We start from the raw sequence: 22017 nt of genomic DNA, 5'->3' as shown, positions 1-22017 counted from the left end.
GGGCGCCACATGTTAGTAGAGTCACGTCAGTTTGACCTGACCCTCTCAGCACATGGATCATGACGGCCCGTCAAATCGGGGCGCCGCGCAGCGTCATGTTCCGGACGCATATGACGCTGCCATTGACACCGCCGCCGTCGGCCCATCTGGCGACGTTATGGAATCGCCAGCTCGGCCCAGATGACCTTGCCGTCCGAGGTGTAGCGGGTGCCCCAGCGCTCGGCGAACTGGGCGACCAGGAACAGCCCCCGGCCGCCCTCGTCCGTCGTCGCCGCGTACCGCAGATGCGGAGAGGTGCTGCTGGAGTCGGAGACCTCGCAGATCAGCGCGCGGTCGCGGAGTACCTGCACCCGGATCGGGCCGGTGGCGTGCCGGATGGCGTTGGTGATCAGCTCGCTGAGCACCAGCTCGGCGGTGAACGCGGCCTCGTCCAGCCCCCACTCCGCCAGCTTCCGCATGACCTCGGCGCGCACCCCGGACACCGCTGCGGGGTCGGACGGCACCTCCCAGGAGGCCACGCGGTCGGCGCCCACGACCCGGGTCCGGGCGGCGATCAGGGCGATGTCATCGCTCGGATTGCTGGGCAGCAGCGCGTCCAGCACCTCGGTGCAGATCTGGTCGGGGGTCCGGCCGGGGTGGGACAGGGCGCGGCGCAGCATCTCCAGACCGGTGTCGATCTCCCGGCGGCGGTCCTCGATGAGTCCGTCCGTATAGAGGACGAGATGGCTGCCCGGGGCCAGCTCGGCCTCGGCGGTCTCGAACGGCAACCCGCCCAGGCCCAGCGGCGGCCCCGCGGGCAGATCGAGGAACTCCACCGAGCCGTCCGGACGCACCAGCGCGGGCGGCGGATGACCGGCCCGCGCCATCGTGCAGCGCCGCGTCACCGGATCGTAGATCGCGTACAGACACGTGGCTCCCGTGATGCCCTCGCTGCCGCCCCCACCACCGCTGCCGTCGCCGTTCGGGCCGCCCGGGCCCTCGTCCTGGTCGATCCGGGCGATCAGATCGTCCAGGTGGGAGAGGATCTCATCGGGCGGGAGGTCGAGCGTGGAGAAGTTGTGCACCGCCGTCCGCAGCCGCCCCATCGTCGCCGCCGCGTGCAGACCATGCCCGACCACGTCCCCGACCACCAGCGCCACCCGCGCCCCCGGCAGCGGGATGACGTCGAACCAGTCGCCCCCGACCCCCGACTCCGCCGGCAGATAGCGGAAGGCCACGTCCAGGGCGCTCTGGCTGGGCAGGGCGCGGGGCAGCAGGCTGTGCTGGAGGGTCACCGCCATGGTGTGCTCGCGGGTGTAGCGGCGGGCGTTGTCGATGCAGACCGCGGCGTGCGAGGCGAGCTCCTCGGCGAGGGACACCTCTTCCTCCTCGAAGGGCTCGCGCTGCTTCATCCGCCAGAAGTTGACCACGCCCAGCAGTACGCCCCGGGCCCGCAGCGGCACGGTGACCAGCGACCGGACGCCGTACTCGATGACCTTGGCGGTCTGCTCGGGGTCCTGGGCCTGCCAGCCGGTGGCCTCGGAGAGATCGGCCTCCACGACCGGCTCGCCCCCGCTCAGCCCGAACGCCTGGGGCGAGGACGGCACGAACGCGAACACCCGGCCGACCGGATAGAAGGGGTGGTTGGGCCGGATGCCGTGGACCGCCGACCGGCGCATCTCGACACCGCCGACGACCAGCGGCTCATCGCCGCGCGCCACGGGCTCCGCCAGGTCGACCGTGACGAAGTCGGCGAAGCGGTCCACCGCCACCTGCGCCAGCTCCTCGGCGGTACGGCTCACATCGAGCGTGGTGCCGATCTCCACACTCGCGTCGTACAGCAGCTTGAGCCGCTTCTGCGCCACTTCGGCGCGGCCGGAGAGCGCGCGCAGTTCGGTGGAGTCGCGCAGGGTGGCGACGCTGCCGGGCGGCCCCCCGGCGCGGTCGGTCAGCCGGTTGTTGATGGCCAGCAGCCGGTCGCCGGCCACCAGCACCTCGTCGGTGACATCGCGCCCGGAGGCCAGGACGTCGGCGACATGCGGCTCCAGCCCCAGGTCGTCGACCAGCTGCCCCTCCGGCCGCGGTGGCAGGTCGAGCAGCCGGGACGCCTCGTCGTTGGCGAGCACCAGCCGCCCGTCGTCACCGACGATCAGCACACCCTCGCGCACCGAGTGCAGCACCGCGTCATGGTGCTCGTACATCCGGGTCATCTCGATCGGGTCCAGGCCACGGGTCTGCCGCCGCAGCCGTTTGCTCACCAACGCGGTGCCGCCGGTGGCGAGCACGAGTGAGGCGGAGACGGCGCCGACGAGGAGCGGCAGCTGGCGGTTGGCGAGCCCGCTCACCTTCTTGATCGTGATCCCCGCGCCGACCAGTCCGACGACCTTGTGGTTGCTGTCGAAGATGGGTGCCACGGCGTCCATCGCCTCGCCCAGTGTGCCGGGGCCGGTATCGACGGTGGTGTGCCCGTGCAGCGCCGGTTCGATGTTGCCGACGTAGTGCTTGCCGATCCGGTTGAGCTTGGGGTGGGTGTACCGGATGCCCTTGTTGTTCGTGACCACGACGAAGTCGAGCCCGGATCTCTTCCGGGCGGCCTCGGCCTTCGGCTGGAGCACCTTGGTGGGGTTGGGGCTGTGCAGGGCCTGGACGATGCCGGGGGAGTTGGCGAACGCCTCGGCGACCGCGACGGACCGGCCGCGGGCCTCGTCGGTGGCGTCGTGCCGCACCTGGAGCACCAGGGCGACGGTGGCCGCCGCGCCGAGCAGCAGCACGATCACGAGCTGAAGGATGAAGACCTGCCCGGCGACGCTGCGCACGTTCAGCCACGATCGAAAGCGCCGGCCCGCCACCTCCGGACGTTCCCGCCGCCGACTCCCTGGGCGCCGACCGGGGAACATGCGGGCAGCCCACGATCGACCCATAAACCGGGCCATACACATACATCTACACCGGGAATTCTTGGAAGGCGAATCTCCGCTTCCGGCAGCCAGGCGGCCATCACGTTCCGCATATGATGCGCGACTTTCCGTTCTCCTGGCGAATCCGCCGCGCGCCCACAGCGAACTCACGGTGAGCGAGGTGCCGAAGGCGGGGGGATATGCAAATCTAAGAAAAGGGTAATTCACCCCAATTGCCGTGAATCGGTGTCGTGGCGGCGCCGATCGCGCCGGACGAAGGAGCCCGACATGGCCAGTCACGCCGGTGGAGTTCAGACAGGGGCCGCTCCGGGCCATATGCACCGGGCGGTGAGCGGATGGTTCGTCTTCGCGGGGGTCATGATGATCTTCGGTGGGCTGATGAACCTGCTCCAGGGCATCTCGGCCATCCGGACCGACCGGGTCTTCCTGGTCACGCAGAGCTATATCTTCCAGTTCGACCTGGCCGGATGGGGCTGGGTCCACCTGGCTGTCGGGATCGCCGTGGTGGTCGCCGGGTTCGCGGTGTTCACCGGTGCGATGTGGGCCCGCGTCACGGGTGTGGTGCTGGCCTTTCTCGCGCTGATCGCCAACTTCCTGTGGCTGCCGTACTACCCGGTCTGGGCCACGGTGCTGCTCATCGTCGACGCCCTGGTGATCTGGGCGCTGTGCGCCGGGCCGAGCCGTGGCGGCGCGGGACGCGCGGAGATGGGAGGGCCCGAGGCGGGACGCACCGCCTGAGGGTCGCGACGCCTGGTTTCCCGGCAGGGCGCGGGGCAGGCTGGAGCCATGCTGCTGGCTGATGTCGCGCTGACCTCCCGCCAGGTCGCGGCCACCTCCGCCCGCTCGGAGAAGATCGCCGCACTGGCCCGGCTGTTCCGGCGCACGGAACCGGCCGAGGCGGCCGTGGTGATCACCTATCTCGCGGGCAAGCTGCCCCAGCGCCGCACCGGAGTGGGCTGGTCCACCCTGCGCCACCGGCGGGAACCCGCCGCCGAGCCGACGCTCGCGGTGCTCGATGTGGACGAGGCCCTGAGCCGGGTCGCGGCGGTCTCCGGCACCGGTGCGACGGCGGCCCGCAAGCGGCTGGTGGGCGAGCTGCTGTCCGCCGCGACCAAGGAGGAGCAGGGCTTTCTGCTCGGCCTGATCGGCGGGGAACTGCGGCAGGGGGCGCTGGAGGGGCTGGCCGTGGAGGGGCTCGCCGAGGCCGTCGGCGCACCGGCCGCCGAGGTGCGGCGGGCGGTGATGCTCGGCGGTTCGCTGGGCGCGGTGGCCGAGGCGCTGCTGGCGCGCGGCCCGGAGGCGCTGGCCGACTTCCGGCTCGAGGTGGGGCGGCCGGTGCTGCCGATGCTGGCGCAGAGCGCCAAGGACCTCGACGACGCCATGAACCGGCTGGGGGCGTGCGCGGTCGAGGAGAAGCTGGACGGGATCCGGGTACAGGTCCACCGGGACGGCGAGGAGGTACGGATCTACACCCGCACCCTCGACGAGATCACCGAGCGGCTGCCGGAGGTGGTCACGGCGGCGCGGGAGCTGGCGGTGGACCGGGCGATCCTCGACGGCGAGGTGATCCTGCTGGACGCGGAGGGGCGGCCCCGGCCGTTCCAGGAGACCTCCGGCCGGGTCGGCTCGCGGCTCGATGTGGCCGGGGCGTCGGTCGCGCTGCCACTGTCCCCCGTCTTCTTCGATCTGCTCATGGTGGACGACCGCGATCTGCTCGACCTGCCGACCCATGAGCGCCATGCCGAACTGGCCCGGATCACCCCCGGGCCGCGGCGGGTCCGGCGGCTGGTGGCCGAGGACCCGGCGGATCCGGAAACCCGGCGGGCGGCCGGTGAGTTCGCCGCGGACGTGTTGGCCCGGGGGCATGAGGGGGTGCTGGTCAAGGGGTTGGAGGCGCCGTACGGCGCGGGCCGGCGCGGGGCGTCCTGGCTGAAGGTCAAGCCGGTGCACACGCTGGATCTGGTGGTGCTGGCGGCGGAGTGGGGGCACGGCCGCCGCACCGGGAAGCTGTCCAACCTCCATCTGGGCGCGCGGGCGCCGGACGGCACGTACGTGATGCTGGGCAAGACGTTCAAGGGGCTGACCGACGTGATGCTGGAGTGGCAGACGGAGGCGCTGCTGGGGATCGCGGTCAGCGATGACGGCTGGGTGGTGCGGGTGCGGCCGGAGCTGGTGGTGGAGGTGGCCTTCGACGGGCTCCAGCGCTCGTCCCGCTATCCGGCGGGCGTCACGCTGCGGTTCGCGCGGGTGCTGCGCTACCGGGAGGACAAACCGGCGGATCAGGCGGACACGGTCGAGACGGTGCTGGCGCTGCGCGGCGGGTCACCTTCTTAGTCGTGCACGGCCGAGTTTGTTGCGCTCGGCCGTGCACACCTCGTCGCGCTCCCGACTACCTCCTACGACAGGACGGTCACGGGTCGCATCCACCCAACCCCAGCGGTCGTCAGCGGGAGGGTGCGGGTGCGGTGACAAACACCCACGCCGAGCGTGCGCGATCGCGCACATTGACCCCGGCGACGACATCGGCGAGGCCAGGGGGCACCTCCCAGCGGTAGCCGGGGGAGAGCCCACACCGACGACAGCGAAAACAGTCCCGATCGGGCCGGTTGGCCCGATCGGTGTGCCCACAGCGCGGACAGCGCTGCGAGGTGTAGGCCGCATCCACTTCGAGGAACGGCACCCCGACCTTGCGGCACTTGTAGGCAAGGTGCTGTCCCAGCTGGTGGAAGGGCCAGGAGGAGAGGGCGCCCCGCTGATCGCGGCGTAACCGTACCCGCTTGCGAACGGCTGGGCCGCCTCCGGACGAAAGCCGATGGGGGCGCCGACGGCCTTCCGGTAGCGCTTGGATGTGGGCGGGCCCAGGTTCCCCGCCCACAGGTTGGCCCTCAGCGTCGCATAGGCATCGACGACCTTTTTCACCGCCCGCACCGCCGGTTGGGCCGACAGCCCGAATCTCGCCTTCAGGTCCGCGTACACCTCCTTCTGGAGGCCGTTGCGGTCCTTCAGCTCCTTGGCGAAGGCAACCTGCGAGGCGTAGGTGGCGGCCCGGTTACAGACGCGCAGGGTCGCCTCCAGGACCGACGCCTGCTACGGCGTCGGCAGCAGCTTCACCTGCACGACCAGCTTCATGACATCGGACCGTAGTACGACCACCACACACACGACCGCCGCTTCCCCAACGATCAGCCGCCCCAGCGACCCATGAGACAACTGTTCGCTTGCCCGGCGTGAACGTCAGGGCCGCTCGCCAATGCGTACGAGAGAATGTGCGCCCCGCCCCGATCGAGAGGCCCAGCGTGGAGACGACAGTCGCGGAGGACCAAGCCGCAGGCCCCGGCCGCCCGCGGGCACCGCGCGGCGCCCGGGCCGCCGCCCGGCTGCTAAGGCTCCCCGGCGGACGGGCCCGGCGGTGGGCGGCCTGGTGCGCGATGCCGCCCCTGGCTGTGGTCAGCGTGGTGGTGCTGTGCCGGGCCATGGACACCGACGGCATCACCCCCATACCGCAGCTGCTCGCCTTCCTGCCCTGGCTGCTGGTCCCGGCGGCGCTCGGGCTGCTGCTCAGCACGGCCGCGCGCTGGTCGCTGGGGTGCGGCTGGGCGCTGGCGGCAGCGGCGGCCACCGGATGGTTCATCCAGCCGTACGACGGCGGCTCCCCGCCCTCGGACGCCGAGCCGCACGGACCCGTCCTCGCCCGGCTGCGGGTGATGACCGCGAACCTCGAGTTCGGCCAGGCCAGGGAGGGGCTGCTGAGCGCGCTGCGCCGGGAGCGGCCGGACCTGGTCGCGGTGCAGGAGTGCGATACGCGATGCGCCGCGGCGCTGGACTCGGCCGCCGTCCGCAGGGCCTACTCGTACCGGAGCGTCGCCCTCGGCGACAGCGCCGCCGCGGGCTCGGCGATCCTCAGCCGCCATCCGCTGACCCGGGCCGAGGGGGTGCGCGGAACGCTGCGGATGCCGGGCGCGGTCGTCCGGGTCGCGGGGCAGCGGCTGCGGATGCAGGTCGCCCATCCCATGCCGCCGATGCCGGGGCAAGTGGACCTCTGGCGCACCGAGCTCGGGCGGCTGCGGGCCTACGCGGACGGGCGGGGCGAGGAACCCACCCTGATCGCGGGCGACTTCAACGCCACCCAGGACCACGCCGCCTTCCGGGCCGTGCTGGACACCGGGCTGCGGGACAGCGCACGGGCCGCCGGGGTGCCCCGCACACCCAGCTGGCCGAGCGCCACGGCCCCGCTCCTGGGGGCGCAGATCGACCACGTCCTGGTCAGCCGGGCACTGCGGCCGCGCGCGGCCCGGTTCCTGGAGCTGCCGCACACCGACCACCGGGCGCTGCTGGTGGAGCTGGACCTGTACGGGCCACAGAGCTGAATCCCGACCGGGGGCTCAGCTCTCGCTCGGGTCGTAGGAGTTGGCCAGCTCGAACGGATCGGGCTCAAGACCCGCCGTCGGCCAGCGCTGCTCCCGCTGCCAGCGCGCGTTCTCCCGCGCGAGCGCGTCCCAGAGCAGATTGAGCGGATGGGCCGGGTCATAGGACGCGCGCTCCCCGCGCCGGGTGAACGCGCCCAGCAGCACCTCCAGCCGGGGCCCGGTGTCATTGACCAGCTCGACGGCGCGCAGCCCGCGTCCGTACGCCACCCTCGGATCGCCCGCCGCGTCCGCGACCCCCTTGGTGACCAGCATGCAGCCGCGGAGCAGCCCCGAGCGCAGCAGTTCGAAGCCGTAGTTGACGGTGTCGATCTCGGCCGCGATGCGCAGCTTGCCGCGGTAGTCACCGCCGAACCAGGTGTGCAGCACCCCGGCCATCAGCCCGCTCGCCGAGACCACCAGCGGCAGGGTGCGCAGCGCGCTGGTCGGGGCGGTGGGGCCGGGCAGCTCGGCCTCGGAGAGATTGGTCAGCAGCGAGACCCCGCTGCGCCGCCACTCCATCACATCGAAGGCGGCGAGCTCGTCGTCGCCCTCGGGCCGGGTCACCACGGAGCCGCACACCAGGTCCACATCCTTGGCGCGCAGCTTGGCCAGTACGTCCCGGGTGCGCACATGGCCGACCTTGAGCTCGATAGCGCGCTGCCGGAAGTCCTCGGCCACCCGCTCCCCGGCACCCGCCAGATAGCTGAGGGTAAATCGGGTGGTGCCCACCATCAGCGTTTTTCCCAGGCGGCGCCGTGACTCATGGATACCGTCCAGCCAGTCGCCGAGAGTTCCGCGCGCCAATTCGACCAGGGCTTCTCCGGTGCCGGTGAACAGCACATCCTTGCCCCGCCCCTGCTTGAGTATGAGGGGTTCGCCGCAAAGCTCGCGAAAGTTCCGGTTCATGGTGTCGATCTGCTTTTGCACACTGGACTGTTCACGGCCCAGAATCCGTGCCGCGCCGAGCGCCGTACCCGCCTCATGGACCATGATCAGGGTGCGCAACTGGTCCATGGTGGTGTCCATCAGCGCGAGCGGGCTCTGCGCCCAGCGGCCGCGCCGATCCGTCGTCGGCGGGCCGAGCGAACCTGGTCTCCCCATGATTTCCCCCGCTTTTCAACTTCTCCCGTTTTCCTGACTCCAGAGTTTAGTCAGCGATCCATGGGGTTACCCGGGCCCGATATGAGCGAGAAGCGGACCGATGCGCGAAACGTCAGGACCGGGGGCCACACCGTACGGGTCAGCCGGCCGGAAAAGGAGCTGTTCCCCGACGACGGGATCACGAAGTGGGACCTCGTCGAGTACTACCGCTCGGTCTCCCGGCGCATCATTCCGCAGTTGCGCGGCCGCCCTTTGATGATGGAACGCCATCCGGACGGAATCGGCGGCAAGCCGCTGATGCAGAAGAACGCACCCGACTACTTTCCGGACTGGGTGCGCCGCGCCGTGCTCCCCAAGGAGGGCGGTGAGGTCACCCATGTGGTCTGCGACAACACCGCTACCCTCCTCTACCTCGCCGACCAGGCGTGCGTCACCCCGCACCGCTGGCTCTCCCGGGCCGACCGGCCCGACCACCCCGACCGGCTGGTCTTCGACCTCGATCCGCCCTCGTCGGGTGAGTCCGGTTTCGAGGAGGTGCGCTGGACGGCCCGCCGCTGCTGCGGACTGCTCGGCGAGCTCGGGCTGCCGGGGCTGCTGATGACCACCGGTTCGCGCGGGCTGCACGTCATCGTCCCGCTGGACCGCCGCGCCGACTTCGACACCGTGCGGTCCTTCGCCCGCGACGCCGCCGATCTGCTGGCCGCCCGCCACCCCGACCGGCTCACCACCGAGCCGCGCAAGGCCAACCGGCGCGGCCGGCTCTACCTGGACACCCAGCGCAACGCCTACGCCCAGACCGCCGTCAGCCCGTACGGGGTGCGCGCCAAGCCGGGAGCGCCCGTGGCCACGCCCATCGACGCGGGGGAGCTGGACGACCCGGAGCTGAGGGCCGACCGCTGGACGCTGCGGACGGTCGGCGAACGGCTCGCGGACGACCCCTGGGCCCGTACGGACACCAGGGGCCGTTCACTGCGCGGCCCCCGCGAGCGGCTGAAGCGGCTCGCGGAGGGCGAGGGCTGAGCGCCGGAGCGTCAGGCGCCTCACGGAGTGTCAGGCGCTCAGGCGCCTCAGGCGCCTCAGGCGCCTCAGGCGCCTCAGGCGCCTCAGGCGCCTCAGGCGCCGATGTCGCCGCCGTCGCGCCGCCAGACGCTGATCACGGACGGCCGGGTCAGCTTGCCCGGGCCGTCGGGCCAGGTGGACGCGGGCTTCTCCACGCTCGCGCCGTCGATCTCGCCCGGGTGCTGCACGGCCACCAGCACCCGCCGGTCCTGCACGATCGGCCCGCAGGTCTCGGCGCCGTTCGGCACCGTCAGGAACTGCTTGACCTCACCGCGGCGGCTGCCCGCCGTGGCCACGCCGAACAGCCCGTCGTGGTTGCCGAGCGCGTTGCCGTCCGTGGAGATCCACAGGTTGCCGTACGCGTCGAAGGTGATGTTGTCCGGGCAGGAGATCGGGCTGACCTGGTCCTTGGGGAAGCCGCCGAAGTAGGTGCTCGGGTCCTCGGGGTCGCCGCAGACCAGGAACAGCCGCCAGTTGAAGCGGGTGGAGCCCGCGTTGTTCCAGCGCTCGGTCAGCTCCAGGATCTGGCCGTGCTTGTTGCCGTTGCGCGGGTTCGCCTCGTCGGCGGGGGCCTTGCCCTCCTTGCCGCGGTCGCTGTTGTTGGTCAGCGCGATGTAGACCCGGCCGGTGCGCGGGCTCGGCTCGACGTCCTCGGGGCGGTCCATCTTCGTCGCGCCCGCCTTGTCGGCGGCGATACGCGTGAAGACGTAGACCTCCTCGGCGGTCATGCCCTCCACGAAGGAGCGGTCGCCGCAGGCCAGCGGGATCCACTCACCGGCGCCGTCGAACTCGCCGTCCTTCGGCAGCTTTCCGGAGCCGTCGATCTCGGCGGACGGGCTGTCACCGGTGAACTTGGCGACGTACAGCGTGCCCTCGTCCAGCAGCGTGCGGTTGTGCTCGCGGGCGATGCGGCTGTTGCCCTTCATCATCCGCTTGGCGGAGACGAACTTGTAGAAGTAGTCGAACTTCTCGTCGTCGCCCATGTAGAGGACCGGACGGCCGTCGGTGGTCAGCCGGGGCTCGGCGGCCTCGTGCTTGAAGCGGCCCAGCGCGGTGAGCTTGCGCGGGGTGGACTCGGGGTCGAACGGGTCGATCTCGATCACCCAGCCGAAGCGGTTGGTCTCGTTCGGCTCCTTGGCCACGTCGAAACGGTCGTCGAACCGTTCCCACTTGCGCTCGGAGGCGGCGCCGGTGATGCCGTAGCGCTTGAGGCGGGCCGCGGTGGCCGGGTCGGTGACCGAACCGCCGCCTGCGAAGTACTGGTTGAAGTTCTCCTCGCCGGAGAGCACCGTGCCCCACGGCGTGATGCCGCCGCCGCAGTTGTTCAGCGTGCCGAGGATCCGCTTGCCGGTCGGGTCGGCGGAGGTGCGCAGCAGCTCGCTGCCCGCCGCCGGGCCGGTGACCTCGAACGGAGTGGTCGCGGTGATACGGCGGTTGAGGCGGTGGCGCGACAGCGCGGTGAGCCGGCCGAGACCGCGCTCCTCGGCCGTCACGACCACGGACAGGCCGTGCGCGGCCCAGCCGATCTCGGCCTGCTCGCGGGTGGGGTTCTCCGGGTCGTAACCCGAGAACATCAGCACCTCGTCGGTGTACTCATGGTTGACCACGAGCAGCTGATGGTCGCGCTCGCCGGGGACGTCCAGGACCGCCATGTAGTCGTTGTTGTAACCGAACTGGCCCGCCTGGGCCTTGGCGCTCTGCCGGTCCGGGTCGAACGCGGGCGCGCCGCGCAGGATCGGGTCGCCCCAGCGGATCACCACGTTCTGGTCGTGGCCGTCGGCGACGACCACGGTGTCCTCGGTGTTGGGGGCGACCGGTGCGAAGCGGAGGCCGCGGGCGGGCTTGCTCTTCGCCGCAGCCTTGTGCTCCGCGGCGGCACCGCCCGTCGCGGCGGACGCCTGCGGCGCCCGCTCCACCGCCACCGCACCGGTCGCGGCGGCCACGGTCACCACGGCACCGGCCCGCAGCAGGGCACGGCGCGAGGCGGCACCGGCGATGACATCGCCCACGTAGGCGTTGTCGCTGGTGTTCGGCGTCTCGTGAAGGCAGGCGTCGCCACAGCGGTACCGGCACGTCAGTGCGGACCGACCGCCCGGGTGTGAGCTGATGAGCGGCAGGAGGTTGCGCACGTCTTCCCCTCCGTAAGGGTGTTCACGTATGGGCTTCGCCGGGCCCCGCATGGGCAGTACGCCGACGCGGTCCGGGCCGACATGACGTCGGGATCCTTTGGCGGCGAAGCTATGGGCGTAGAACCGCATGGTGGCGACGAACGCCTGAACCAGAGGTGAACGAAGCGCGAGCGGAATCGGCGGAAGAGGGCCGCCGAACGGCCCGCTAGCCTTTCGGCACCACGGACATGCACCGCCATGCACCGCACTCGACACGTGAGAGGTATCTCCCATGGGCATACGGGACCTACTGCGCAAAGTTTTCGGCCGCTCCCGAACCACGGGGGTGGACGATTCTTCTGCTGCGCCGGAGGCGGCGGTTGTCCCGGACCCCCAGCCAGAGTCGGCAGAGCCGACGGTGGACCAGAAGGCTGAGGAGAAGCCCGAGTCGGACGCCAAGCGCGAGCCCGCGCCGGAGCCTGCGTCTGAGCCGAAGGCTGAGCGGGAGGCCGGGCCGACCGTGGACGCGGACACGGACGCGGACGCGGCGATCGCGGCCCAGGCCCCGGTCCCGGACTCCGGGGACTCCCGGGACTCCGGGGAATCCGGGGAATCCGGGGAATCCGGGGACGACGAATCCGGGCACGACCCGGCCCTGTCCGCGCCGCTGAAGTCCCTCGACGAGATCCTGAAGTCCCCCGCGCAGGAGGACACTGACGCCCAGCCCACGGCCGATGACGACGCCACGGCCCCCACCGCCGGTGTCGAACCGGAGCCGACGCCCGAACCCGCGGCCCAGGCCGAGGACAAGGCAGAGGCCACCAAGGCCGAGGCGGAGTCCCCCACCACGCCTGAGGCGACGACAGAGGCGACGACTGGCGAGGCTGACGACGAGTCCACCTCCGCGGCCAAGACGGACGACAAGCCCGCTGAGGCCGAGGCGGCAGAGGCGGCAGAGGCGAGTGCCGACGCCGAGTCCAAGTCCGCCGAGGCGGCGGCAGCGGCTGACGACGAGCGGAAGGCCGACGCCAAGGGGGAGGCCGAACCCGCGGCCACGAGTGCCCCCGAGGCCGCGGCGCCAGTGGCGGAGGCCGACACCGCGTCCCAGGCCGAGGCTGCGGAGGACCCCGCGCCGGAGCCCGCTGCGGCGCCCGAGTCCACGGCCAAGGCCGAGCCCGAAGCTGAGGCGACAGCGGAAACCGCCGAGCCCAAGGCTGAGGCAGCCACAGAGGCTGACGCCGAGGCCAAGGCCGACGCCGACGCCGCGGCCACTCCGGTGGCGGAGGCGAGCGCCGACGCCGAGCGGAAGGCCGACGCCGAGGCGAAGACAGAGGCTGGCGACGGCGCCGTCCCCACAGCCGACGAGCCCGCGAAGGCGGAGACCGAGCCGCCAGCCGCGAGCGACGCTGACGCCGCACCGAAGGCCGACGTCGAGGCGAAGGCCGAGGCTGGCGACGACGCCACCCCCACAGCCGACGAACCGGCCGAGGCGGAGACCGAACCCGCAGCCGCGAGCGAGCCCGAGGCCGACCCTGAGCCCGAGCCCGAGGGTCCCACGCCCGAAGCCGACGCCGAGCCCGAGGCGGAGGTCGCGCCCACGGGCGCCAGCGCCCCTGAGCCCAAGGCCGACGCCGAGCCCACGACCGAGCCCGACCCTGAGCCCGAGTCCGAGTCCGCAGCCGAGCCCGTGGCGGCCGCAGCCGCCCCCGCGCCCGTAGCGGCCGCAACCGCCGCGGCCAAGACCGACGCACCCGCCACCGCGGCCAAGGCCAACGCAGCCGCCGCCGAGGCCAAGACCGACGCCTCCACCACCGCGGCCGCGGCCGACGCACCCGCCACCGCGGGCAAGGCCGACGCACCCGCGGCCGCCATCCCACTCGCCGACCTCACGTCGCGGGCGCCTGCGCTCGTCGGGGCGTACGGCGCGGCCGGGGAGGCCGTTCAGGAGAGTGGGCTGGGCGGGCAGCGGGCCGTCGTCTACCTCGTGCTGGACCGGTCCGGGTCGATGCGGGGGTACTTCAAGGACGGCACCGTGTCGCATCTCGCCGAGCAGGCGCTCGCCCTGTCCGCGCAGCTCGACACCAGCGGCACCGTGCCCGTCGTGTTCTTCTCCACCGACATCGACGGCACCGCCGACCTCGAGCTGGACCGGCACACCGGCCGGATCGAGGAGCTGCACGGCTCGCTCGGGCACATGGGGCGGACGAACTACCACACCGCCGTCAACGCCGTCATCGAGCACTACAAGGCGTCCGGCACCACCGACCCCGCGTTCGTGATCTTCCAGACGGACGGCGCGCCGACCACCAAGACCGCCGCCGAGAAGGCGCTGTGCGAGGCGGCGGGGCTGCCGCTGTTCTGGCAGTTCCTGGCGTTCGGGGACCCGGAGGCGAAGGGGTTCGACTTCCTGCGGAAGCTGGACACCGCGCCCGCCCTCGCCGTCCCCGAGAAGCGGGCGGTCGACAACACCGGCTTCTTCCACGCCGGGCTCGACCCCCGTACGGTCGCCGACGCCGAGCTGTACCGGGAGCTGCTCAAGAAGTTCCCGGGCTGGCTGGCCGCCCGCGAGCAGGGCTGACGAGCGACCCCACCGACCGGGCGCCGCACCGGCGCCACCCCGGGGGCCATCCGCCGCGGAGAAAAACGCCGCGCGGGTGGCCCCCGTCGCTCCGATACGATATTGGCGGCTCAACAGAGCGAAAAGTCACTTACCGTATCGACTCGGGAGCAGCCTGCAATGGCTCGACACCTCATCACCAGCGCCCTTCCCTACATCAACGGGATCAAGCACCTGGGCAACATGGTGGGGTCCATGCTCCCGGCCGACGTCTACTCCCGCTATATGCGCCAGCGCGGCCATGACGTCCTCTACATCTGCGCCACCGATGAGCACGGCACCCCCGCCGAGCTGGCCGCCAAGGAGGCCGGGCTGCCGGTCGACGAGTTCTGCGCCCAGCAGCACGACGCGCAGAAGGCGATCTACGACGGCTTCGGGCTGGCCTTCGACTACTTCGGCCGCAGCTCCTCCGCGCAGAACGTGCAGATCACCCAGACGATCGCGCGTGAGCTCAAGGCGAACGGCTTCATCGAGGAGCGCTCGATCCGCCAGGTGTACTCCAACGCCGACGGCCGCTTCCTCCCCGACCGCTACATCGAGGGCACCTGCCCGCACTGCGGCTACGACCGGGCCCGCGGCGACCAGTGCGAGAACTGCACCCGCGTGCTCGACCCGACCGATCTGATCGACGCCCGCTCCGCGATCAGCGGCAGCAGCGATCTGGAGGTCCGGGAGACCAAGCACCTCTTCCTCCTCCAGTCCAAGCTGGCGGACGAGGTCGCCGCCTGGGTCGACGAGCACGGCAAGGACTGGCCGACGCTGGCCTCCTCGATCGCCCGCAAGTGGCTGAACGAGGGGCTCCAGGACCGGGCGATCACCCGTGACCTGGACTGGGGCGTGCCGGTGCCGGCCGACACCTGGCCGGAGCTGGCGGCCGAGGGCAAGGTCTTCTACGTCTGGTTCGACGCCCCGATCGAGTACATCGGAGCCACGAAGGAGTGGGCGGACCAGGACCCGGCGAACCGCGACTGGAAGTCGTGGTGGTACGACGTGGACCAGACGGTCCGCTACACGGAGTTCATGGCCAAGGACAACGTCCCGTTCCACACGGTGATGTTCCCGGCCACCCTCCTGGGCACCCGGGACGTCTGGAAGAAGGTCGACTACGTCAAGGCGTTCAACTGGCTGACGTACTACGGCGGGAAGTTCTCCACCTCCGCCAAGCGCGGGGTGTTCACCGACGCCGCGCTCGAGGTGCTGCCCGCCGACTACTGGCGCTACTTCCTGATGGCGAACGCCCCGGAGTCCGACGACACCTCCTTCACCTGGGAGCACTTCACCGCCACGGTCAACAAGGACCTGGCCGACACCCTCGGCAACTTCGTCAACCGCGTGCTGTCCTTCTCGCGCAAGCGGTTCGGCGACGAGGTCCCGGCCGGGAAGACCGCCGGGGAGGCGGAGGAGCGCCTGGGCGAGGAGATCGCGCGGCTGCTGGCGGAGTACGAGGAGCACATGGACGCGCTCCAGTTCCGCAAGGCCGCGGCGGCGCTGCGGGCCCTGTGGAGCGCGGGCAACTCCTACCTGGAGGAGAAGGCCCCCTGGCTGGAGATCAAGACCGACCAGGAGGCCGCGGCCCTCACCCTCCGTACGGCGATGAACCTCATCCACCTCTACGCGATCGTCTCCGAGCCGTTCATCCCGGCCTCGGCGCGGGCCATGCGGTCGGCGTTCGCGCTGGGCGAGGACACCGCGGTCTGGGTCGGCCAGGAGGAGGCGAAGGCGCTGGCGTCGGTCCCGGCGGGCACGGCCTTCACGGTTCCCCCGGTGCTCTTCGCGAAGATCACCGAGGAGGACCTGGACGCCTTCCGGCAGCGCTTCGGCGGCGATGAGCAGAACGGGAACGGCGCCGCCTAGCCAGGGTGTCCGGCGGTACGCGTACGCCTGCGGCGTGCCACGCGGCGGAGCCGCGTGGCAAGGGCTCCGCCGCCGGGGTCTGGGGCGGGGCCCCCGTTTCGGGAAGGGGCGGGGAGGGGAACGATCCCCGGCGCAGCCGCGAACGGCGCCGCGCGGGCCCCTCATGCGCCCCCTCACGCACGTGTTGATCGCGCGGCAACCGTTCGTTTAGCCCCCTCGATGACCCTGTGGAGTCCATAGCCACCGGGAAATCGAGGAACACAGTGCCGGACGCGCGTGTCACGGTGACGGTCACGGTCCACGGCCCCGACCCGCTCAGCCGGGCCGGGGTCGTGCGTCATCTACAGCATCAGCCCAGCGTCGAGCTGGTCGACCGGCCCTGCCCGTTCGGCGACGAGCCCCGCGGCGCCGTCGCCATCATGCTCGCCGAGCGCCTCGACGACCGCGCCGGGGCGGAGCTGCGCCGACTCGTGCGGGGCGGTCGGCAGCGGGTGGTGCTGATCGCGGGCGAGCTCCGGGAGACGGAGTTGATGGCGGTGATGGAGTACGGCGTCCAGGCCGTCTTATGGCAGCACCGGACCACGCCGAAGCGGCTGCTGCGCGCCGTGCACCGGGCCGCCCGCGCGGACCGGGGCACACCGTGCGGCGTGGACCGGAGGCTGTGACTCCAGGGCTTCAGACAGCCCCCAGGGCTCAGTGCCCCAGGGCTTCAGACGGCCCCAGGGCGTCAGAGGTCCGTGCCGTCGTGGGTCGCGTCGGGGTCGACTCCCAGGGTGAGGCTGCCGACGACGCCCTTCTCGATCTTTCCCTTGCGGTACTTCACCTTCAGCAGCCCGCCCTGCGCACCGTTGCCGGGATAGATCCCGTCCTCGTCGAGGGTGGTGCGCTCGGTGGTGCTGGTGTTGTACGGGGCCACCTTCGCCGAGTCGAGCACCGCCTCCTCGGCGAAGAAGAGCTGACCGGTGTGGCAGGTGTGGCCGCCCTCGTAGCCGTCGTCCGTGAGCTTGCCGCCGGTGTGCACCTTGGTGTGGATGTGCACACAGCGGCCCCGGTACCAGCCGGGGAAGACCGTGGTGAACTCGACGAAGCCGTGCCGGTCGGTCAGCTGGGTGCCGCGCAGATACCGCTTGTCGTCGGTCGGCTCCTGGTGGCCGCCACCGGGCGGGGCACCGGTCGGCGCGCCCGTCGGGGCGTCGGTGGGCGGGGTGCCGGTGGGCGGGGTGCCGCCGCCACCGCTGCTGGAGCTCTCGTAGCCCGAGTAGAGCCCCAGCGCGTCGCAGTGCCAGATGTCGACGGCGGCCTTCGCCACGGGTTCGCAGCGGTCGGAGTCGATCACTTTGAGGCGGAGGGTCATGGGAATGCCCTCCTTGCCCTCGGTGATGTCCTTTCTGATCTTGTCGGCGTCGATGTAGTACGGCCCCTCGGTGGTCTCCGAGGTGAGCCGGTAGCAGACCTCGCCGGACGGGGAGGACGCGGAAGACGCGGAGGCCGAGGGGGTGGCGGAGGAGGCGGACGCGGAGGTCTCGCCCGCGGACGCGGTGGTGGCGACGGCCGCTCCCAGGCCCGCCGCCGCGACCGCCGCGCCGCCCGCCACCACGACCCGTCGCCTCGTCATGTCCCGCTGGGGCCGCGGCTCGAGGCCGTTGCTGCTCTGCTGTTCGGTCATGGGCCGGGACAGTAGGGAGGCAACCTGGCAGCCCCATGGGTGCGGGCTGTGAATGGCTGTGCGAAGAGCGGCATTCGGCCATCCCACATGCGAAGGGCGGGGGCAACACGAACGGGGCGGGGGCGCGCCGTTCGGCACGCCCCCGCCCCGTGGGTCTCATCCGGCCCCCGCCTACTCGGCGGGCTTCTCGGCCTTCTCGCCCGTCTTCTCAGCCTTCTCGGCCTGCTTGACCTGCGGCGGCTTGCGCAGCGACAGGTGCAGCTCGCGCAGCCGGGCGTCGTCCACCTCGCTGGGCGCGCCCATCAGCAGGTCCTGCGCGTTGCCGTTGAGCGGGAAGGCGATGGTCTCGCGGATGTTGGGCTCATCGGCCAGCAGCATCACGATGCGGTCCACGCCGGGGGCGATACCGCCGTGCGGCGGGGCGCCGAAGTGGAACGCGCGCAGCATGCCGCCGAACTCACGCTCGACCTCGTCCCGGGAGTAGCCCGCGATCTCGAACGCCTTGTACATGACGTCCGGCTCGTGGTTCCGGATGGCGCCGGAGGACAGCTCCACGCCGTTGCAGACGATGTCGTACTGCCACGCGAGGATGTCCAGCGGGTCCTTGGTCTCCAGCGCCTCCAGGCCGCCCTGCGGCATGGAGAAGGGGTTGTGGGAGAACTCGATCTGCCCGGTGTCCTCGTTCCGCTCGAACATCGGGAAGTCCACGATCCAGCAGAAGCGGAAGACGTTCTCCTCGAAGTGGCCGGCCCGCTTGGCGGCCTCGACCCGCACCGCGCCCATGATCTTGGAGACCTCGTCGAAGTCGCCCGCGCCGAAGAAGATCGACGTGCCGGGCTTGCCCTCGACCTCGGCGATCAGCTTCTCGACGTCCTCGTCGGTGAGGAACTTCGCGATCGGGCCGGTCAGCTTGGAGTCCTCGCCGATCCGGACCCAGGCCAGCCCCTTGGCGCCCTGCTCGACGGCGAACTCACCGAGCTGGTCGAAGAACTTCCGGGGCTGCTCGGCGGTGTCTGGCACGGCCAGCGCGCGCACATGCTTGTCCGCGAACGCCTTGAAGCCGGAGCCCTCGAAGATGTGGCTGACGTCCCGCAGCTCCAGCCGGGCCCGCAGATCCGGCTTGTCCGAGCCGTACTTGAGCATGGCCTCGCGGAACGGGATCCGCAGGAACGGCGAGGTCACATGGCGGCCGCCGCCGAACTCCTCGAAGAGCTCGGTCATGACCTTCTCGATGACGCCGAAGACGTCCTCCTGCTCGACGAAGCTCATCTCGACGTCGAGCTGGTAGAACTCGCCCGGCGAGCGGTCGGCGCGGGCGTCCTCGTCGCGGAAGCAGGGCGCGATCTGGAAGTAGCGGTCGAAGCCCGCGATCATCAGCAGCTGCTTGAACTGCTGCGGGGCCTGCGGCAGCGCGTAGAACTTGCCCGCGTGCAGCCGGGAGGGGACCAGGAAGTCCCGGGCGCCCTCGGGGGAGGTCGCGGACAGGATCGGGGTCGCCAGCTCGTTGAAGCCCTGCGCGGTCATCTTCTGCCGGATGGCGGAGATGACGGCGGAGCGCAGCATGATGTTGCGGTGCATGCGCTCGCGGCGGAGGTCCAGGAAGCGGTACTCCAGCCGCCGCTCCTCGCCGACCCCGTCCTCGGGGAAGACGGTGAAGGGCAGCGGGTCGGCGGCGCCGAGCACCTCGACGTCCGAGACCTCGACCTCGATCTCGCCGGTCGGCAGCTCGGGGTTGACGTTGTCCGCGCCGCGCTCGATGACCCGGCCGTCCACCCGGACGACGGTCTCCTTGCTGATGGAGCTCAGGGCCTCGTTGGCGGGGGTGTCGGGTCGCACCACCAGCTGAACCAGGCCATAGTGGTCGCGGAGATCGATGAAGAGGATGCCGCCCAGGTTCCGTCGATTGTGGAGCCATCCGGAGAGCCGGACGTCGGTGCCGACGTCAGCGGCGCGGAGCTGACCACACGTGTGGGACCGGTACCGATGCATCATTCATCCAAGTCGTGTCGATCGGGAGGCGTACGTACCCTCGGGAAGCTTCCGGCCAAGCCTACCGGCGCCACGACCCTCACTGGTAAGCGGTTGGCAAATCCCCATAAGGTAGTGCAATGCGCACCGAGGACCTGCTGGCCGCCATAGCGACCGGCCTATGGCGCTGGGACAGTGTCTCGGGCGCCGTCACCTATGACGCGGAGGCCGCCCGGCTGGTGGGCCTTCCCGCCGAGGCCGTCACCCTCCCCGAGGCCGCCGCCCGCGCCTGCTTCCACCCCGCGGACTGGCTGGAGGTCAAGGCGATAGTCCAGCTCGCGGTGGCCGAGGGCACCCTGGCCGAGGCCCGGCTGCGCATCGTGGACGAGAAGGGCACCGTACTGCGGACCGTGCGCACCCGCTCCCGGCCGATAGCGCGGGGCGGCAGCGACGACGGCTACTACCTGCTCGGCACCCTCCAGGAGGTCCCGGACCCGCTGCCGGGCACCTCGGCCGGCGGCCCGCCGATCACCGGCGACTGGCGCCGCAACCGTGAGGCGTTCCTGCTGGACGCGGGGCGGGCGCTGGCGGAGGCGATGTCCACCGCCGAGGTGCTGCGGGTGGCGGCGGGGCTGTCCATGCCGGGCTTCTCCCCGGACGGGCTCGCGGTCTTCGGCGTCGAGGGCGAGCGGATCTCGGTGATCGGCCACCACGGGCCGCGGGCGGGCACCGACCGTCCGCTGCACGACATCGCGCTGAGCACCGACCATCCGGCGGCGGAGGTGGTGCGCACCGGCCGGGCGGTCTATCTGCCCACACCGGAGGTGTACCGCGGCCGGTTTCCGGCCGCGTGGTCGCCGGGCCGCCCCCGTAAACGCCGGTCCTGGGCGTTTCTGCCGCTGATCGTCGCGGGCCGCACCATCGGCGCGTGGATGGCCGGATTCGCCCATCCGGTGTCGTTCTCGCCCGATGAGCGCTCGGTGCTGACCACGATCGCCCGGATGCTGGCCCAGGCGCTGTCCCGCACCGCGATCCAGGAGACCGAGCGGGAGCTGGCGGACGGGCTCCAGCGCTCGATGCTGCCCGCCAGCAAGCCCGACATCCCGGGGCTGACGGTGGCCGCGCGCTATGTGCCGACCGGCGGCGGACTCCAGGTCGGCGGCGACTGGTACGACGTGATCGGGCTGCCCTCGGGGCGCACCGCGCTGGTGATCGGCGATGTGCAGGGCCACGATGTGCGCGCCGCGGGGATCATGGGACAGCTGAGGATCGCGGTCCGGGCGTACGCCTCCGAGGGGCACCACCCCGACGCGGTGCTCTCCCGCGCCTCCCGCTTCCTGGCCGGTCTCGCCGAGCCCGAGGGCCCGGACGGCCGCTACGACCCGAGGTTCGCCACCTGCCTCTACATGGAGGTGGACCCGGTGGCGGGCACCCTGGACATCGCCCGCGCGGGCCACCCCGACCCGGCGGTCCGGCTGGCCGACGGCACGATGATGCTCCGGCCCACGGCGGGCGGGCTGCCGCTGGGCATCGACCCGGACACCGACTATCCGACCACCCGGGTGGTGCTGGAGCCCGGCGAGACGCTGCTGATGTGCACCGACGGCCTGATCGAGACCGGCGGGCACGACCTGGAGACCGGCTGGGACCGGATCCGGAAGGTCTTCGAGCCGCCCGTCGTCCAGGCCGCCGGCTCCGGCGGGCTCGACTCGGACGACCTCGAGGTCCTGGCCGACTCCCTGGTGCAGGCGGTGCACGGGCCGCCCTCCCACCACACCACCGGTCCGCTCGCGGACCGGCGCGAGGACGACATAGCGCTGCTGCTGATCCGCCGGGAGGCGGAGGTGTGCCTGGTCGGGCCCGGTTCGGCGCCGGTGCGGCGTACGGCGGTCACGGTCGCGCAGGCCGAGCCGGAGCGGATAGCGGGTGCCCGGCAGCAGCTGCGCGACATGCTGCACGACTGGGCGGACCCGGACCAGGTGGAGTCGGCGGTGCTGATGCTCTCCGAGATGGTCACCAACGTGCTGGTGCACACCGACGGGGACGCCCTGCTGGTGGCCGAGGTCAGCGGGCGGCACGGGTCCCGGCGGCTGCGGCTGGACGTCGCCGACAGCAGCGACGAGCTGCCGCACCGCCGCCGCCCGGGCGAGCTGGCCTCCTCCGGGCGCGGGCTGCTGCTGATGGAGCTGCTGGCCGACAACTGGGGAGTGGATCCGCGCGGCGACGGCAAATGCATCTGGTACGAGCTGTACGAGGCCGCGCCGGAGGACTCGGCCTAAGCGGCCTCGTTGAAGTCCGGCGCCGCAGTCGGCCGATGACGCATCGGGGCACTTCCAGCGGA

14 protein-coding genes are annotated in these 22017 nt (G+C 71.6%); 8 read left to right on the top strand and 6 right to left on the bottom strand.

Annotation, left to right across the window (positions count from 1 at the left end; all coding sequences use genetic code 11):
- Positions 1–155: 155 nt before the first annotated feature.
- A complete protein-coding gene (locus KHP12_RS27415; protein WP_086886318.1) occupies positions 156–2912 on the bottom strand; it encodes a SpoIIE family protein phosphatase in 2757 nt (918 codons plus the stop codon).
- Between the two features lie 252 nt (positions 2913–3164).
- Here KHP12_RS27415 and KHP12_RS27410 point away from each other — a divergent pair, with 252 nt between their 5' ends.
- On the top strand, positions 3165–3635 hold the full coding sequence (locus KHP12_RS27410; RefSeq protein ID WP_037961821.1) for a DUF7144 family membrane protein: 471 nt from the start codon (positions 3165–3167) through the stop codon (positions 3633–3635).
- Positions 3636–3683: 48 nt separating this feature from the next.
- Positions 3684–5231 (top strand): ATP-dependent DNA ligase, encoded by a 1548-nt coding sequence (locus tag KHP12_RS27405; RefSeq protein ID WP_086886319.1) that lies wholly within the window; start codon positions 3684–3686, stop codon positions 5229–5231.
- Between the two features lie 109 nt (positions 5232–5340).
- Here the strand turns inward: KHP12_RS27405 and KHP12_RS51355 are convergent, their stop codons facing one another.
- Positions 5341–5577: a zinc ribbon domain-containing protein gene (locus KHP12_RS51355; protein ID WP_244203479.1), complete on the bottom strand. Its 237-nt coding sequence runs from the start codon at positions 5575–5577 to the stop codon at positions 5341–5343.
- 616 nt (positions 5578–6193) lie between these two features.
- Here KHP12_RS51355 and KHP12_RS27395 point away from each other — a divergent pair.
- The gene (locus KHP12_RS27395; RefSeq protein ID WP_308016922.1) at positions 6194–7264 is read left to right on the top strand and encodes an endonuclease/exonuclease/phosphatase family protein; all 1071 of its coding nucleotides are present in this window, start codon (positions 6194–6196) and stop codon (positions 7262–7264) included.
- A gap of 15 nt (positions 7265–7279) precedes the next feature.
- On the opposite strand, the gene KHP12_RS27390 is transcribed toward KHP12_RS27395, so the two are convergent.
- Complete coding sequence (locus KHP12_RS27390) at positions 7280–8317, bottom strand: LysR family transcriptional regulator (RefSeq protein ID WP_086881539.1); 1038 nt, start codon at positions 8315–8317, stop codon at positions 7280–7282.
- Positions 8318–8485: 168 nt separating this feature from the next.
- Between KHP12_RS27390 and ligD the strand changes: the two genes are divergently transcribed.
- Positions 8486–9424 (top strand): non-homologous end-joining DNA ligase, encoded by a 939-nt coding sequence (gene ligD, locus KHP12_RS27385; RefSeq protein WP_086881535.1) that lies wholly within the window; start codon positions 8486–8488, stop codon positions 9422–9424.
- A gap of 92 nt (positions 9425–9516) precedes the next feature.
- On the opposite strand, the gene KHP12_RS27380 is transcribed toward ligD, so the two are convergent.
- On the bottom strand, positions 9517–11592 hold the full coding sequence (locus KHP12_RS27380) for a PhoX family protein (protein WP_086881536.1): 2076 nt from the start codon (positions 11590–11592) through the stop codon (positions 9517–9519).
- Positions 11593–11989: 397 nt separating this feature from the next.
- On the opposite strand from KHP12_RS27380, the gene KHP12_RS27375 reads away from it, so the two are divergent.
- The 3 genes from KHP12_RS27375 to KHP12_RS27365 all read left to right on the top strand — a co-directional run bounded on the left by KHP12_RS27375 (position 11990) and on the right by KHP12_RS27365 (position 16707).
- Positions 11990–14149 (top strand): VWA domain-containing protein, encoded by a 2160-nt coding sequence (locus KHP12_RS27375; RefSeq protein ID WP_308289513.1) that lies wholly within the window; start codon positions 11990–11992, stop codon positions 14147–14149.
- A 159-nt stretch (positions 14150–14308) separates the two neighbouring features.
- On the top strand, positions 14309–16042 hold the full coding sequence (gene metG, locus KHP12_RS27370; RefSeq protein ID WP_086881538.1) for a methionine--tRNA ligase: 1734 nt from the start codon (positions 14309–14311) through the stop codon (positions 16040–16042).
- 263 nt (positions 16043–16305) lie between these two features.
- On the top strand, positions 16306–16707 hold the full coding sequence (locus KHP12_RS27365; protein ID WP_210609554.1) for a DNA-binding response regulator: 402 nt from the start codon (positions 16306–16308) through the stop codon (positions 16705–16707).
- A gap of 62 nt (positions 16708–16769) precedes the next feature.
- On the opposite strand, the gene KHP12_RS27360 is transcribed toward KHP12_RS27365, so the two are convergent.
- Positions 16770–17708, bottom strand: coding sequence for an intradiol ring-cleavage dioxygenase (locus KHP12_RS27360; protein ID WP_086881397.1), 939 nt, complete (start codon positions 17706–17708; stop codon positions 16770–16772).
- A 171-nt stretch (positions 17709–17879) separates the two neighbouring features.
- Positions 17880–19697, bottom strand: coding sequence for an aspartate--tRNA ligase (gene aspS / locus KHP12_RS27355; RefSeq protein ID WP_037961840.1), 1818 nt, complete (start codon positions 19695–19697; stop codon positions 17880–17882).
- A 119-nt stretch (positions 19698–19816) separates the two neighbouring features.
- Here aspS and KHP12_RS27350 point away from each other — a divergent pair, with 119 nt between their 5' ends.
- A complete protein-coding gene (locus KHP12_RS27350) occupies positions 19817–21955 on the top strand; it encodes an ATP-binding SpoIIE family protein phosphatase (RefSeq protein WP_211833860.1) in 2139 nt (712 codons plus the stop codon).
- Positions 21956–22017: the final 62 nt, after the last annotated feature.

This window comes from Streptomyces asiaticus (assembly GCF_018138715.1).
Taxonomy (GTDB): Bacteria; Actinomycetota; Actinomycetes; order Streptomycetales; family Streptomycetaceae; genus Streptomyces; species Streptomyces asiaticus.
The sequence above is the reverse complement of the archived record's forward strand: the minus strand, read 5'-3'. Positions and strand labels throughout refer to the sequence as shown.

Coding starts and splice junctions, on each gene's coding strand:
- KHP12_RS27415 (WP_086886318.1), bottom strand. CDS start 2,912: ATGGCCCGGTTTATGGGTCGATCGTGGGCTGCCCGCATGTTCCCCGGT.
- KHP12_RS27410 (WP_037961821.1), top strand. CDS start 3,165: ATGGCCAGTCACGCCGGTGGAGTTCAGACAGGGGCCGCTCCGGGCCAT.
- KHP12_RS27405 (WP_086886319.1), top strand. CDS start 3,684: ATGCTGCTGGCTGATGTCGCGCTGACCTCCCGCCAGGTCGCGGCCACC.
- KHP12_RS27390 (WP_086881539.1), bottom strand. CDS start 8,317: ATGGACCAGTTGCGCACCCTGATCATGGTCCATGAGGCGGGTACGGCG.
- ligD (WP_086881535.1), top strand. CDS start 8,486: ATGAGCGAGAAGCGGACCGATGCGCGAAACGTCAGGACCGGGGGCCAC.
- metG (WP_086881538.1), top strand. CDS start 14,309: ATGGCTCGACACCTCATCACCAGCGCCCTTCCCTACATCAACGGGATC.
- KHP12_RS27360 (WP_086881397.1), bottom strand. CDS start 17,708: ATGACCGAACAGCAGAGCAGCAACGGCCTCGAGCCGCGGCCCCAGCGG.
- aspS (WP_037961840.1), bottom strand. CDS start 19,697: ATGCATCGGTACCGGTCCCACACGTGTGGTCAGCTCCGCGCCGCTGAC.
- KHP12_RS27350 (WP_211833860.1), top strand. CDS start 19,817: ATGCGCACCGAGGACCTGCTGGCCGCCATAGCGACCGGCCTATGGCGC.